This window comes from Ensifer adhaerens, from assembly GCF_002007205.1.
Classification (GTDB): Bacteria; Pseudomonadota; Alphaproteobacteria; order Rhizobiales; family Rhizobiaceae; genus Ensifer; species Ensifer adhaerens_D.
This window is the reverse complement of record NZ_LAZS01000012.1, coordinates 565,804-580,373: the sequence shown is the minus strand read 5'-3', so window position 1 is coordinate 580,373 and position 14,570 is coordinate 565,804. Positions and strand designations below refer to the sequence as shown.

Genomic DNA, 14,570 nt, shown 5'->3' with positions numbered 1-14,570 from the left:
CCGTCCCGGCAATCCGCCACCGGTCGGCGTCTGCTGTTATTCCTCCCGGAAGGCTCGGCTGATCTGATCGGAGAGAGGCTTCAGCAGGTAGGAAAGCGCTGTTCGATCACCGGTCTGGATGAGTGCTTCGGCCGGCATGCCTGGGACGAGCGTCAGGTTGTCCAGCCTGTTCAGTTCTTCTCGCGAGACAGCGAGGCGGACAACATAGTGGGACAGGCCCGACCTTGGATCCGTCGTCAGATCGGCGGGAATGCGGCTGACGATACCACTCAGTTCCGGTGTCGTCCGCAGATTGAAGGCCGATAGGCGCAGCAGTGCTCTTTGGCCGAGGCGAATCTGGTCGATATCCTTTGGCAGCACCTGCACTTCGAGCGCCAGGTCTTCGCCCTCCGGCACGATCAGCATGACCGGATCCACCGGGTTGATGACGCCGCCGACCGTATGCACCGACAGTTGGTGAACCATACCCGTTTGCGGCGCCACGATGTCGACGCGTTTCAGTTGGTCTTCTGCGGCGATCCTGCGCTCGACGGCCTCCCCGAGTTGCGCCTGCACCTCCCTCAGTTCGCGACCGACTTCGGTCTTGAGGTCCTGATCAATCTGCAGGATCTGCAATCTCGTTTCGGAGATCCGACCGGCGGCCTGTGCCTGAAACGCGATCTTCTCGCCACGCTCGCCGCCAAAGGTGGCGACCTGTGTCTTGAGCGCGTTCAGGCGCTGGTCCGAAACGATGCGCTGTTCCCTAAGGCCAGTCAGTACGGCGATCTCCTTCTCGAGAACCTCGCCGCCCCGCTGGTATGCAATCTCCTGCGCCTTCAGTCCCTCGATTTCATACTGGAACTGGACGATCCGCTCGCCAAGCTGAGCCTTGCGCCCCTCCCTGGACTCCCTTCGAAACTCGAACAGGCGCGTTTCACTGCGGATCGCCGAGGCGACGTCGGCGTTGTCACGACGATCAAGGAGCCAGCCCGGAAACATGATTGTCGCCAGATCGTCACGCTCGGCTTCGAGACGCGCCAGCCTTGCCGCCAGTTCGTCGAGACGCTTGGTCACGATCGCAAGTGCTGCCCGCGATTGCGTGGCATCGAGCCGCATCACGACATCGCCCGCCCTCACCTCCTGCCCCTCGCGCACAAGGATTTCGCCAACGACACCACCCGTCGGGTGCTGCACCTTCTTGACGTAGCTGTCGACGACGAAGTGGCCGGGCACGACCACGGCACCCGCCAGTTTCGACACCGCCGCCCAGGCGCCGGTTCCGCCGACGAGCACCAGTCCGGTCAGGAGACCGACGGCAAGATGGTTTCTGATCGAGCGGGACACGCCGCCGTCCTCGTCAATGTTTGACATCTGCATCCTCCGCACCTTGTTGCGCCTTTTCATCCACCTCCGCCCTGGCGGTGTTGGCCACCACTCGCAGCGGTGCCACGGCATGGCCGGTGACGGAGTAGCTGTTGTGGGAAGACGGCCGCTGAGCCGGCGCCTTCAAGATACGGGACAGGACATCGTCGCGCGGACCGAAGGCTTTCGCCTGGCCGCCGTCCATCATGAGCACCAGGTCGACAACGCCGATGGCGCTCGGCCGGTGGGCGACGACCACGGCAATGCCTCCGCGCTTGCGGACCGCGGCGATGGCGTTGACAACGGCAATCTCGCCGTCGTTGTCGAGATTGGCATTCGGCTCGTCCAACACCACCAGAAACGGATCGCGATAGAGCGCGCGGGAAAGACCAATCCTCTGCCGCTGCCCGGCTGACAACGCCGAGCCTGCCTCGCCGATCCTGGTTTCATACCCCTCGTCGAAGCGCAGGATCAGGTCGTGCGCGCCGGCGGCTTTTGCCGCCGCCACGACCGCCTCCGCGTCCGGGTTTTGTTCGAACCGTGCGATGTTCTGAGCGATCGTTCCGTCGAAGAGCTCGACACCTTGCGGAAGGTAGCCGATGTGCGGTCCCAGGTTTTCAGGCGCCCATTGATCGAGGCTGGCGCCGTCGATACGGACCTTGCCGACGGCCGGACCCCATGCCCCCACGAGTGCCCGTACGAGCGTCGACTTGCCCGAGCCCGAAGGCCCGATAACGCCGAGCGCGCTGCCGGCACTGACGGCGAAATTCACGCCCGTGACGGTCGGCTTCTTTTCACCGGGCGGAAGGATGGTCAGATTTTCCACCCTGAGATCGCTTTGCGGCCTTGGCAGCACCATCGTCGGCGGAGCGTTCGGAACCCTCTCCAACAACTCGTTCAGGCGGGACCAGCTTTGGCGCGCGAGCAGAAAGGGCTTCCAGCTCGCGATCGCCAGATCGACGGGCGCAAGCGCCCGACCCATCATGATCGAGCTCGCGATCATCACGCCGGCGGTAACTTCCTGCTGGATGACGAGCCAGGCACCGACCGCCAGCATCGCCGACTGAAGTACGAGGCGCATCGACCGCGACACCCCACCGAGGATGCCGGCAATGTCTCCTGCCCTGCGATTGGCTCGGAGATATGCGTTGTTGGTCTGCTGCCAATCGTCTGCAATGCGCCGGCCGAGCCCCATGGCCCGGATGACCTCGGCATTGCGGCGCGCGGCCTCCATCACGCCGTTGCGGGCCATGTTGTGGTGCACGGTGTCGCGGATCGGCTGCTGCGACAGCAGGTCGGTGACGACAGTCAGCGACACAAGCACGACGGCACCAATCAACGCGGTCATGCCGATCCAGAAGTGGAACAGAAAGCAGATGCCGAGATAGAGCGGCATCCACGGCAAGTCGAAGAAGGCCGTCGGTCCGTTGCCCGAGAGGAAGCTGCGCACATTGTCCAGGTCGCGCAGCGGCTGCAGGCCGTCTCCCGGCATCCGCGTCAGCAAGGGCATGCGAACGATGGCATCATGGACACGGCCTGAGAGCCGTCTGTCGAAGCGCTCGCCGATGCGCAGCAGGATGCGGCTGCGCAGCACCTCGAGCACGCATTGGATCGCAAACATTGCCGCCGCAAGAATGCCGAGCGCCACGAGCGTCGGCAGACTGCCGCTCGCGAGGACCCGGTCGTATACCTGCAGCATGAACAGCGGCGAGGTCAGCGCGAGCACGTTTACAACGCCGCTGATCAGGGCTATCCCGGTGATAGCCAATCTGGAGGCTGCGACAACCGTCGCAGCTTTATGCTGCGACGGCGTCGGTTTGGAATGACCGAACAAGTTTCGTATCCGTGGGTTCAAGCAACGAATTCGAAATTGCCGGCCACCAGATTGGTCTTGGTGACGCCTGCAAGGGTGATATCGCCGAACGAACCAAGGTTGATGACCGTGTCCAATCCGACCTGGCTGGCCGCGGCATAGACTTCAGCGAAGCTGTCGAAGGCCGTGCTCTGCAGCGCGAAGCGCAGAAGATCGCCGCTGGCACCAGCGGTAAAGCCGGTCACCGTGTCATGGCCGATCGTCGCGGAAAGCGCTCCATCGATATCCCGGTCGAAGACGAAGGTATCACGACCAGCCCCGCCGTTGAGCGTGTCGTTGCCGTCGAAGCTGTAGAGCGTGTCGGCGAGCGCCGTGCCGTTCTGGACCGTTCCAACGTTTCCGAAGTAGTCGTAAAACCCGGCAAACTGGCGCCCGCTCGAATGGGTGATGCCGGTGAGGCTGCCGCCGTGCGAGAGCGAGTAGATGGCCTCGTTGAAGCCCGAAGCCGCCGAAATGTCGCTGCCGGTCAGTCCCACCGTCAGCCCGGCCGAGCCCAAGCTGAAGCCGGTTGCGGTCGAGCCATTCAGGTCCGTGCCGAACTGGATGTTGTTGACCGTGCCGGAGAAGCCGCCGGGCGGTGCGTAGCTGAAGCTGCCGTTGAGCACGGCACCGGTATTGGAGGCATTGCCGGTCCCGGCAGCCCATTGGCTATGCGGTGGCGTTGAGGGGCTGAATTCGCCATTGCCGTTGTAGCCGAAATTGGCCGTCCAATTGCTGAAGTATGCAACGAGATCGCGATTGGCGAGTGTCAGGTTGATGGTCGCTACCATAGTCATCTCCTTACTAGAGGGCTTTGTCCGCCATTCAGGCGAACCTCGGATCCACGGCGGTATCGCCGCGGAAAAGGTCAGGCGGCCGGTCGCAAGCCGGGCGCGATTAGAATTTGATCGTCAGCGATGCCGTGTAGGTCCGGCCGGGCGCCGGATAGGCGTCGGTGCCCAGAGCCGGCACATATTTTTCATCGGTCAGGTTGCTGACGCCGAAGCGCAGCTTGGCGTTCTCGTGAAAGTCCCAGGAACCGTAGAGGTCGTAGATGGTGTAAGCGCCGTTGATGTAGTTGCCGACGAGTTGGCCGAATTCCGGCGTGGTCTCCGACACGTAGGTGACGCGACCACCAAGCACGAGTTTCCGGTCGAGCAGGCGAACGCCGGCATCCAGCGTTGCTTTTTCTTTCGGAGGCACGAACAGGACGGCAGGGCTCGGCTGCGCGGCGCCACCTTCGAAGCCTGCAGGCAAGGCGAGTTTATAGCTGTTGGCGAAGTCCGTATCGAGATAGGTGTAGGATCCGCCAATATAAGCGTCGCCGCGGTCGTAGCTCGCTTCGATCTCGACGCCGTTCATCGTCGTGGTGCCGTCGAGGTTGACGAAGGTCGTGTAGACCCGCTGCGCGGGTTCGAACCACATGCGCCCCATCGAGATGTAGTCCTCGATATCGCGGCGGAAGTAGACCGCCTTCATCCGAAAGGCATCGTCCGGATCGAAGACGGCATCCTGGAGGATGTTGACGCCCAGCTCCCAGGTTTCGCCACGCTCAGGCCCCAGGCCCGGATTTGGCATGTTTTCAAAAGGCACGAATGGGTGACCGCCGGAAATGAGCGATTCCGTTATGGCCGGCGGCCGATAGGTCCGCGAGTAGCTGACGAAGGGCTGCAGCCAATCAAACGGCTGCACGGCGATCTTCGCCGAAGGCAGCCAGGCGCCTCCTGACTGGTCGACGGTCACCGGAAAACGATCGTAGACCGTCTCCTGGCCGCCTGGAAACTCCCAGCGCTCGCAGCTTGGCGTGGCGAACTCCCGGCCCGGGCCGGGCTCGTGATAGATATTGCCGTCCTCGCCGACCCAGATGCCGTTCGGGTCAGGTGTCCCATCGCCGTCGATATCCTGCCAGGACTGGCAGTTTCTCGGCGGGCTGACGACGACGCGCTGGTTCTGGACGACGGTCGTGCCCGACAGGGTGTAGTGGTCGTAGCGCAGACCGCCGCTTAAGGTCAGCCAATCGTCATGCTGGAGTTCGGCATTCAGGAAGCCGCTCGCCATGGTGCGCTTGCCGCTCGGATTGGCGCCGGCAAATCCAAAGTGATTGTCGGAGCCGCCGGGAATGTCGAGATTCTTCGTGCGCGTGCGGCCGTCATCGCGAAAGGCCTCGACACCATAGTGCAGCGCCAGTTCTCCCAAGGCGACATCCACCCGGCTGGTGTTCTCGATGCTGCCGCCGAAGCTCGTCATGCCATAGGACACGGGCTCCTTGCCGCCGACATAACCGCGCTGCTCGTCATTCTTGGTGTCGTTGAACCAGAAGCGCAGCGTCGCATCGACGAGATCGGAATCGGGATCGTAGGCGAGCACCGACGTCACCGTGTTGTTGAGGTAGTGCTCGTCGTCGCGACGCGGCGAGCCGTTGAGATCGCCACCCTGCGCGCCGTCTGCCTCGTAGCGAAGCCAGGACAGTTGGAAATTGAGATCGTCAGTGACCTGCCATTCCGTCTTGAGGAGCGTGTTCAGCACCTCGTTGCGCGAGTAGAGCATGCGGTCATCGACGATCGTATTGCCTTCCGTCAGTTGCAAGTCGCCGTTGCTGCCGATCTTGTAGTCGCCGATGCGTTTGTGGCTGACGCCGCCGATGATCGAGAAGTCGTCGTTGAGGCGAACGCCGGCAAGGGCGGATCCGTCGAAGTTGAAAGCATTGGTGCCGGTGCCGGCCTTGACCTCTCCACCCCACGACTTGCCTTCCGGGATGACATCGCCGGCGACGATCGTGCGGAAATTCACAAGGCCGCCGAGGGAGCCGGCGCCGCCGACGCCCGGCACCGCTCCTTTCTCCACCTCCACCGAGCGGATGAACGACGTATCGACGAACACCTGCTGGTAGCTGCCGTGTCCTGCGCGCTGGAAATTCTGGCGTGCACCGTCGATGCTGGTCGTCACGCGGTTCATGTCCTGGAGGCCGCGAACGTTGACGGAAACTCCTGGCTTCTGTGCCTCGGACCGATTGGTCAGGACACCAGCCACCGTGTCGAGTGCATCGGCGGCGTTGCGGATCGCCGGATTGCTCTCGATCGCCTCGCGCGAGACGACGCTGACGCTCGACGGCTCCTCATAGACCCAGTCGGGCGTACCCTGAAAACCGGACCCTTGGTCCGCGTCCCGGTCGCTCTGGCCTCGCGCGACAATGGGGGCTAGCGACGTCGCTCCATTGGTGACTACATCCAAGTCCACGTTCGGCGAAGCGCCGATGATGGCGGCACGATTGCCGGTAAACCGATGTGAGATGCCGGTCCCCCGAAGCATTTGCTCCAGCGCCTGCTGCGGCGTGAACGCGCCTCGAACCGCGTTGACCCTGATATCGCCGGCGGCTGCGCCCGCCGCCTGCGTCACCTGGATTCCGGACTGACGGTTGAAGGCGGCAAGCGCCCGCGCCAGGGACTGGGATTGGATGTCAAAGCTGCGCAGGCCGGACTGACGAGCGGTTCTGAGCGTCTCCGTCTGCGGCGCTGTCTGCGCGTTCGACGCAGCGATTCCACACAGAAGAGCGACCGCCCCCGTGCCGAGTAAAGGTATGGCCCTGCGCGCCGCCTTTCGCTTCCATGTCTTCCTGCCGACTGCCGCCCGGTATGCCATAATGCTCTTGTCTCTCTGATCCCTGGCACCGCTTTCGCGTGCCTTCGATCGGATAGACAAACGGCCGGAACCGATTTTTCAGTACCGTCGACGACTTTCCGCTAAATGCTGATAATTACACTCATATTTTTTCAATAGCGGCTGATGATCCGTACGACATCGGAGACCTTGCGCACTTTGCCGCCATAGGGATCGACGAGCGCGCCGAGCGCTTCGTCCGGCGAGCTCAGATCGTAGATGCCGGTGACTCGCCGTTGGGCAAGGACCTTGTCCGGGATAGAGATCCACGCCGAATGGTAGCGCTGAATCTGCTCCGCAACGCTTGCAACCGTCTGGTCGATAACGAAAAGCCGGCCCTCGCGCCACGCGCCGATGTCGGCGAGATCCACCGAATTCTGGGTGATCCTGCCGGAGCGGCGATCATAGGAAAGGATTTCGCCGGGCGATAGCAGGCGCTTGTCGTCAGGCGTTATCGCCGCGACCGCGCCCTTCACGAGCGCCACTTCGCTGTCTTCGTCACCGATCCGAACATCGAAGCTCGTCCCCAGCACCTCGACGTCAAGACCGTCGGCCGAGACCACAAACGGCCTGTTCACATCACGCGTCACGTCGAAATAGGCCTCGCCCTTCAAAAGGGTGACGCCACGCTTGCGATCGGAAAACTGCAACGACAATGCGCTGTCTGGAGCAAGCAGCACCTTGCTGCCGTCGTTCAGGACCACTTCACGACTGATGCCGGTGCTCGTGCGATGGTCCGCCTTGAGAGCAATCATCACGCCGGGCGCGAAAAGGAATGCAAGACAGAGCGTGAGCGCTCCCCCGGCTACGCCGGCGATCCCCGCCCTCAGGCGTCGGCGCGGCGTCGCAACGCGTGCCGGCTGGACTGTCCGGCTCTTGGGATCTCGCGACAGAACAGTCATGGCTTGCCATGCGCGGCAGGTTCGTTCCCACTCGGCGCGATGCTGAGGCGAGGTCAGCACCCAGGCCTCGAAGCCGGCCCGCACCGCCTCGTCTTCGGGATTGTCCCGCACCCGCATCAGCCAATCGGTCGCTTCGTCGGAAAGCGTTGGGACATCATTGCGCGCCATAGCCGTCAACTCTTCAAGTTATCGCCGCTTGCGGAAGCGATCGTTCCGAGGTTCTTACTCTAAAACAAACGAGGGGAGCGTATTTTTCAACCTGCCGCGGCGGGATCGGCCGCCCCCTCATATGCGCGGGTCCACCTTGGCCTTGATTTCGGCAATTGCGTCCCTGACCAATCGATGCGCGGTGGCAACCGAAACGCCGAGTTCGGCGCTGATCTCCGTCAGTGTCAATCCGTCGAAGCGATACATTTGCAGTGCCTTGCGTGCTCTCTCCGGCAGTCCCGCCATGGCGTCGGCTGCCCCTTTGAGCTGCTCGTGCACAAGCAACTCCTCCTCGGGGGTTTCACCCGCCTGCGGAAGGGCCCACCAGGGTATGTCTCCCGGATGGATCTGGTCATGACGTTTCCGCCGAGACCGCATGTTGAACGACAGGTTCCTGACGATGCGATACAGGTAAGCCTTGGCTGGCAAAGGCTTGGATTCCTGTTCGGGGACGAAGTGCAGATACGCTTCCTGCACGACATCCTCGGCATCCTGCCGCGAGCCGACGAGCGGCCTGGCGTAGTCGATAAGAGCTTTGCGATGTCGCAGGTACATTTCGTACCGTTCGCTCTTTTTTCCCACGCCCATGCCCGCTCGCATCCTGGTACCGACGAAGCTCCCCCGCCGAATTCTTCACCGGCACGACACGGAAACTTTCATATTGCCTTCGCTATAAACATGACTATTTAAATCAAGTTAAACTTGCAACCGAAGATATGTGCACATCGGACATAGGTCCGGCGGGTCAGCAGCGGGATCAAGCATGATGGAACGCGAATGCCGAAACGGCTGCGGGGTACGAAGTCGCCCCCGATCGGAGGCTTCAGCGTGGCCTGACCGCATCAAGGCACGAACACTGATCGCGGGTGTGCGCTGCTTCACAGCGCCAAATCATGTCGCGAAGGCGGCCCATTGCATCCGCTTGTCAACCAACCATAGCGCTACTGACAGCCGTTCGTCGCGATATCCTCTTAAGCCACAGGGGATAGCCCGGATAGGCGAATGGAGATGGTGGGAGGCATGTGGTAGCGAGCGTCAGCTGTCCTCAAACGGGGGGAGGCGGTTAGAGGCCTGGCGCTTCAGCCAAAGCGACGGGCCTCGAATGGGGTCGCCGAGCCCGAAATATCGGGCTCGAGTCCGGCCAAATCGGGGAGCCATAAGGGGTGCTCGATAGACCGGCCAGTCTCCAGGGTGCGGCCGCGGACGCCAGCCACAATCCAACGCGCAAACATCGTTCGAAAAAGGGCGAGTCCACCTTGCAGCGAAACGCGGCGGATAGGGAACCGATACTGTGGAGTCGACGGCCAACCAGGAGACCGCTCCCGGACCTGTCAGATCCCCACGACTGGAGCAACTTGGTTCCCGCAGAACAGAGAGACGATCGACGATCTTGGAGGACGCCGCCTGTTTTGTCGTTTCACTTCACACCATATCGCCCTGGTATCGGTTGAGCGAGATATCCATCCCAGTCGCCATGCGATGGATTTGTGCCATGGCGGGCTCGAAGATCGCGTTGCGGCGTTCAAGCTCGGCATGTTCGGCAAGGTAGGCCGGTACGAGCTCGGAAATCTCGTCGAGCACGGCCTGTTCGTCCACCGTGGCCAGGCGGCCGTCCTGCATCACAATCCGTCCGGCAACCATCACCGTCACGATCGAAGATCCGTTTTCCGAATAGACAAGATGCTTGGCGATATCGTTGAGGGGTTGGAAGGGATAGTTGCGCATGTCCAGGACCAGGAGATCGGCCGATTTGCCGACTTCGAGGGAGCCCGTCACCTGCTCCAGCATTGCCGTTCTCGCGCCGCCGATGGTCGCCATGGCGAGAATCTCGTCCGCCCTCAGCCATTTCCCATAGTCGGGACCCGCAGCGCTGTGAACGAGACCAGCAACGCGCATGACGTCGAAGATGCGCGATGTATCGTTCGACGAAACGCCATCGGTGCCGAGACCGACGGTGACACCGGCATCGAGCAGGCGGCGGATCGGCGCGATCCCGGCCCCAAGCTTCAGGTTCGAGACGGCATTGTGGGCGATGGAGACGCCCGCCTGCCCCATCAGCTCGATGTCCTCGTCGCTGACCCACACCGAGTGCGCGATGGTGGTGTTGCGTTTCAAGAGCCCGAGGTCGTGCAGATAGGCGATCAACGACTTGCCGTGTCGAACAAGCCCCGTCACCGCCTGCGTCTTGGTCTCAAGGACATGCGTGTGGAACGGCACATGGTTTTCCACCGCCAGGTCCATGCAGGCCGCCATCAGATCCGGCGTGCAGCGCTGCGGCGCCGACGGGGCGATCATGAACCGCAGGCGACCGGACATGCCGTGCAGGCTGGAAAAGGCGGCCCGGCAATAATCCTCATACGCTCCGGCCGACATCGGCGGACCGAAATCGAGCAGATCCTGCAGCGCCGCGGGCATCACCTCACGAGCGAAGGGCAGCGCATCGAGCGTATGCACGTTCATCGCCGCGCTGGAAACATTGGCGCGGATGCCGGCATCATCATAGGCACGAAAGACGGTGGCCAGCCGGTCGAGGTCGTGCCGCGGCGGGTCGAAGAAATCGTCACAAAGCGTGGTGACGCCGTTGCGCAGGGATTCCATCGCCAGCAACAGGCTGCGCAGGTAAAGCAGGCGCTCGCCGATCGGATCGTTCATCAGCAGCGGATAGGCATAGAGCAGCCAGAGTTCTAGCGGCATGCGCTCATAGCGCCCCCGCAAGAACGTCTCGCTGGAATGCGTATGGGCGTTGACCAGTCCCGGCATGACCAGCTTGCCGCGCCCATCAATGATCTGAGCGTCCGGCCCCGCGGCAAGGCCCGGGCCGATGGCTCTGATTTCGGTGTCTTCGATCAGAATGTCAGCGACAAATGGCGTTGCGCCGTGAGTGCGGTCCATCGCAACTGTTGTCGCATTGCGGATGAGAATTTCGCTCATGACAGCGTCCCGAAAGTTAAAGACCGATCCGATGGTGGCACCCGCCGCACATCGCAGCTACTGATCCCTGAGCTCGGCGAAGGAGCTTGCGGCTTTGGCTCCGCCGCGAAGCTTTCCCGAAAGCCAGACCCCGAACACCGTCGCCAGATAGGGCAAGGCCTGCAGAAGGTCGTGCGGAATCCGGTCGCCGAACGTCAACTGCGCCCGGATGCCGATGGCGCCGACGATGGCGAAGAACAGGGCGGCGAAGGTGGCGCCCACCGGATGGGCCGCGCCGAAGATGACCGCGGCAAACGCCATGAAACCGCGACCGGCCGTCATGCCCTGGGCAAAGAACTGCAGGCTGCCCGCGGCAAGTTCCGCGCCGCCGATGGCGCATAGAACGCCACCGATCGAAAGTGCTGCGAGCCGCATGCGCGAGGGGTTGGCGCCGACGCTGCGCGCGGCGAAAGGATGCTCCCCGCAGGCGGCAAGCCGCAGGCCGAAACGCGTTCGCCGCAGCAGCACCCACATGGCGAACACGACGAAGGGCATGGCGGCAACCGCGACCGACAGCACGCCATAGGAACCAAAGGCCGGTCCCAATTTCGGAATGCCGAAAGGAGCCGTCACGGTCGCCTGGCTGCCGAAGATCGACTGGATGGCCAGCGCCGTACCGCCGATGCCGAGACCGGTCAGCCCAAGGCCGGCGATAATCGGATTGGCCTTCAGCCTGTCGATGACGAACCAGAGAAGCACCGATGCCAGCACGCAGGCGAGGATGGCGATCAGGATGGCCGCTCCGACGGACTTGGTGAGCATGATGCCGAGAATTGTCGCGCAGGCGCCAATGATCATCAATCCTTCAAGGCCGAGGTTCCAGACCCCCGCCCGCTGCGCAATGACGCCTGCGAGCGTGACATAGATGAGCGGCGTTCCGGACCGCAGAATGGAGATGATGATCTCATTCATGTCTTGCGCCCTCCGAGACGCAGCACCCTGTCGATGAACGTCGACCTCGCAGTAATGAACAGCGCGATCGCCGCATTGATGATGTCGATCGCCGCCGACGGCAGTCCGGCCATGATCGGCAGATAGAGGGCTGCCGAGGCAAGACCGCCGAAGAACACGGCGGCAACCGCCGTCCCGAGAACGGAGAGGTTGGCGACGAGCGCGATCAGGATCGCGGTGAACCCATGGGCCGGCAGGAAACCCGAGGCGATGCGGCCGTTCGGCCCCATGAATTCGATGGTGCCGGCAAGGCCGGCAAGCGCGCCTGAAACAAGGAAACTCGAGAGGCCGAGCTTCCAGAGGCGCGCGCCCTGCCACTCCACCATCGTGCCGTTGCGGCCGGCAAGGCTTGCCAGAACACCGAAGGCCGTCCGGTTCACCAGCAGCCACATGAGAATGCCGACGACGACCGCGATCACGATGATCGTCGGCGAGAGACCGAGAGAATCCGAGATGCGATAGGCCGGATCCAGCGGACGGCTCGACGCCTGCTGGCCGGAGCCTGAGGGATCCTTGAGCGGCCCCGAGGTGACATAGACGAGCAGCAGGCCGGCCATGAAGTTGCCCATCAGCGTGGTGATGACCTCGTCGGTGCCGGAGCGAAGCCGCAGCAATCCCGGCCAGAGCGCCCAGAGAGCGCCGCCGAGCATGCCGGCAAGAAGCAAGGTCGGAATGACCAGGAAGGCAGGCCCGCCTTTCACCGCTTCGGCGGCGAAGGCGGCGCATATCGCACCAACATAGAACTGGCCCTGGGCGCCGATGTTGAAGAAGCCCGCGCGAAAGGAAATGCCGACGCCGACGGCCGTTATGAACAGCGGCAGGGCCCATCTGAGGCTTTGCTCGATCGCCCCGCTTCTGAGGAACGCCCCATCAAGCACTGCCCAGAGCAACACCGGCGCATTGTAGCCGGCAAGCTGGAACACGAGCGCGCAAAGGATGAGCGCGAAGATCACGAAGATCAGGCTGCGAACGACGGTGATGAGACTGTCTTTCATGCGCTTGCTCCCGCCGCGGCACCGGTCATGGCCGCCCCCACCAATCCTATGTCGAACGGCGCGTGGAACTCGCCATTCAGGCGTCCCGACAGCATCACCACGACACGATCCGATATGTCGAAGAGCTCGTCGAGATCCGACGAGATCAAGAGGATGGCCGCGCCGCGGTCGCGCGCTTGCCGCAAGGCCTGCCAAACGAAGGCGGTCGCCCCGATATCGAGACCGCGGGTCGGCTGGGCCGCGATGATAAGCTTCGCATCGGGATCGATTTCCCGGGCAAGGATCACCTTCTGCGCGTTGCCCCCCGAAAGCGAGCCGGCCCGCTGCCCGGAATTGTTGTAGTGCACGCTCCAGGCCTTCAGCGACCGGTCGCAAGCTTCGCGGATCGCGGCCGGACGAATGCCCTTGAGCAAGCTCCCCTGCAGCAGTTCCCGCGCACTCCAGTTCTGCCAGAGCGAGCTGGTGAGGCTGAGACCTTCCACGTTGCGCTCGAAGGGGATGATCCGGAGGCCGATCTTGCGGCGCATGGCCAGAGGCTGCCGGGTCACGTCGTGCCCGGAAAGATCTATCGTCCCGCCTTCGAGGTCTGCGAGCGCAGAAATCGCCCGAACCAGCGTTTTCTGTCCGTTGCCTTCCACCCCGGCGATCCCGACGATCTCGCCCGGGCGGATCTCGAGGTCGACGCCATCGAGGGCGATGCCCCCGCTGTCCGGTTTGGTGGAGATGGCCTTCATCGAAAGGATGGCGGGGCCGGACGCGTGCGCCTGCTGATCTGCGTCCTCATGCGCCGGCGCCTTCGTTCCGACCAATGCATCGCGATCTTGCCGATCGAGCGTCTTCGCTACGGCTTCGCCGACGATGAGGTTGGCCAGACGCTCGCCTGAAACCTCGGCCACCGGTAGCGGTCCTTCGACCTTCCGGCCGCCCCGCAGGACCGTGACCGTGTCTGCGATACCCAGCACCTCGCGGATCTTGTGCAGGATGAGGATGACTGTGACCCCACGTTCCTTAAGACGGCGAACGCGCGCGAACAGCATGTCGATGCCCGCCGGCGACAGCACGGCGGTCGGTTCGTCGAGAATGAGGACGCGCGCGTCCGTGACCAGTGCGCGGGCGATTTCAATGCCCTGCTGTGTCTCGATCGGGAGGTCCCGGATCCGCCGGTTCAAATCGACCTGGACGTCAAGACCCGCAAGATGCGCCCGCCATTTTTCTATGAGACCCCTGCGGCTGAAGACGCCGCCCTTGCCCGTTGCGCCAAACTCCATGGTTTCGGCAACTGTGAAGGACGGCGGCATCGCAAAGCTCTGGTGGACGAGTTCCACGCCGGCGGCTCGGCTTTCGCTGACCTGCCCCGTCCGGATATCTTGTCCCATCACGTTGACGGCGCCGGAGGTCGGCTGGACGAGGCCGGCCGCGACGCGGGCAAAGGTGGTCTTGCCGGCGCCGTTCTGACCGACGACCGCATGGATCTGGCCGGGAGCGAACGAAGCTGAAACCTCCGACAACGCCGTCACGTCTCCGAACTTGACGGTGACGTTGCGGCACTCCAGGGCCGATTTCGAGGAGTTGGACATGCTATGGTTCCCATCGAGAGCGGGAGCGTCGCGGCCGTCAACAGGGCTGGAAACGATCCGCGAAACCCCGATGGGCCTCCCCTTGAAAGGGAAGGCCTGCGCCGACGTCCTTGAAAAA

The 14,570-nt window shown here is 63.0% G+C and carries 10 protein-coding genes; all 10 read right to left on the bottom strand.

Features of this window, described 5'->3' with window-relative positions:
- Nucleotides 1–36 precede the first annotated feature (36 nt).
- The 10 genes from XB14_RS27495 to XB14_RS27450 all read right to left on the bottom strand — a co-directional run bounded on the left by XB14_RS27495 (nucleotide 37) and on the right by XB14_RS27450 (nucleotide 14,452).
- On the bottom strand, nucleotides 37–1,350 hold the full coding sequence (locus XB14_RS27495) for an HlyD family type I secretion periplasmic adaptor subunit (protein ID WP_077966524.1): 1,314 nt from the start codon (nucleotides 1,348–1,350) through the stop codon (nucleotides 37–39).
- Nucleotides 1,337–3,175, bottom strand: coding sequence for a type I secretion system permease/ATPase (locus tag XB14_RS27490; protein WP_077966523.1), 1,839 nt, complete (start codon nucleotides 3,173–3,175; stop codon nucleotides 1,337–1,339). The genes XB14_RS27495 and XB14_RS27490 overlap by 14 nt, the downstream gene beginning before the upstream one ends.
- A 17-nt stretch (nucleotides 3,176–3,192) precedes the next feature.
- Entirely contained in the window at nucleotides 3,193–3,984 is a 792-nt protein-coding gene (locus tag XB14_RS27485; protein WP_077966522.1) for a hemolysin, read from the bottom strand.
- 106 nt (nucleotides 3,985–4,090) lie between these two features.
- Nucleotides 4,091–6,589, bottom strand: coding sequence for a TonB-dependent receptor (locus XB14_RS27480; RefSeq protein WP_234804153.1), 2,499 nt, complete (start codon nucleotides 6,587–6,589; stop codon nucleotides 4,091–4,093).
- A 374-nt stretch (nucleotides 6,590–6,963) separates the two neighbouring features.
- On the bottom strand, nucleotides 6,964–7,920 hold the full coding sequence (locus XB14_RS27475) for a FecR family protein (RefSeq protein ID WP_077966520.1): 957 nt from the start codon (nucleotides 7,918–7,920) through the stop codon (nucleotides 6,964–6,966).
- A 117-nt stretch (nucleotides 7,921–8,037) separates the two neighbouring features.
- On the bottom strand, nucleotides 8,038–8,547 hold the full coding sequence (locus XB14_RS27470; protein WP_077967775.1) for an RNA polymerase sigma factor: 510 nt from the start codon (nucleotides 8,545–8,547) through the stop codon (nucleotides 8,038–8,040).
- 834 nt (nucleotides 8,548–9,381) lie between these two features.
- Nucleotides 9,382–10,890 carry an amidohydrolase family protein gene (locus XB14_RS27465; protein ID WP_077966519.1) on the bottom strand — a complete coding sequence of 503 codons (1,509 nt, stop codon included), beginning with the start codon at nucleotides 10,888–10,890 and terminating at the stop codon, nucleotides 9,382–9,384.
- A gap of 57 nt (nucleotides 10,891–10,947) precedes the next feature.
- Nucleotides 10,948–11,841 (bottom strand): ABC transporter permease, encoded by an 894-nt coding sequence (locus XB14_RS27460; protein ID WP_077966513.1) that lies wholly within the window; start codon nucleotides 11,839–11,841, stop codon nucleotides 10,948–10,950.
- Nucleotides 11,838–12,875 carry an ABC transporter permease gene (locus XB14_RS27455; RefSeq protein ID WP_077966511.1) on the bottom strand — a complete coding sequence of 346 codons (1,038 nt, stop codon included), beginning with the start codon at nucleotides 12,873–12,875 and terminating at the stop codon, nucleotides 11,838–11,840. Before XB14_RS27455 ends, XB14_RS27460 begins: the two co-directional genes overlap by 4 nt.
- Entirely contained in the window at nucleotides 12,872–14,452 is a 1,581-nt protein-coding gene (locus tag XB14_RS27450) for an ABC transporter ATP-binding protein (protein WP_077966508.1), read from the bottom strand. Before XB14_RS27450 ends, XB14_RS27455 begins: the two co-directional genes overlap by 4 nt.
- Nucleotides 14,453–14,570 lie beyond the last annotated feature (118 nt).

Excerpts from the sequence above, each read along its gene's own strand:
- XB14_RS27475 (WP_077966520.1), bottom strand. The coding sequence starts at position 7,920 with ATGGCGCGCAATGATGTCCCAACGCTTTCCGACGAAGCGACCGATTGG.
- XB14_RS27450 (WP_077966508.1), bottom strand. The coding sequence starts at position 14,452 with ATGTCCAACTCCTCGAAATCGGCCCTGGAGTGCCGCAACGTCACCGTC.
- XB14_RS27495 (WP_077966524.1), bottom strand. The coding sequence starts at position 1,350 with ATGTCAAACATTGACGAGGACGGCGGCGTGTCCCGCTCGATCAGAAAC.
- XB14_RS27470 (WP_077967775.1), bottom strand. The coding sequence starts at position 8,547 with ATGGGCGTGGGAAAAAAGAGCGAACGGTACGAAATGTACCTGCGACAT.
- XB14_RS27455 (WP_077966511.1), bottom strand. The coding sequence starts at position 12,875 with ATGAAAGACAGTCTCATCACCGTCGTTCGCAGCCTGATCTTCGTGATC.
- XB14_RS27485 (WP_077966522.1), bottom strand. The coding sequence starts at position 3,984 with ATGGTAGCGACCATCAACCTGACACTCGCCAATCGCGATCTCGTTGCA.
- XB14_RS27465 (WP_077966519.1), bottom strand. The coding sequence starts at position 10,890 with ATGAGCGAAATTCTCATCCGCAATGCGACAACAGTTGCGATGGACCGC.
- XB14_RS27460 (WP_077966513.1), bottom strand. The coding sequence starts at position 11,841 with ATGAATGAGATCATCATCTCCATTCTGCGGTCCGGAACGCCGCTCATC.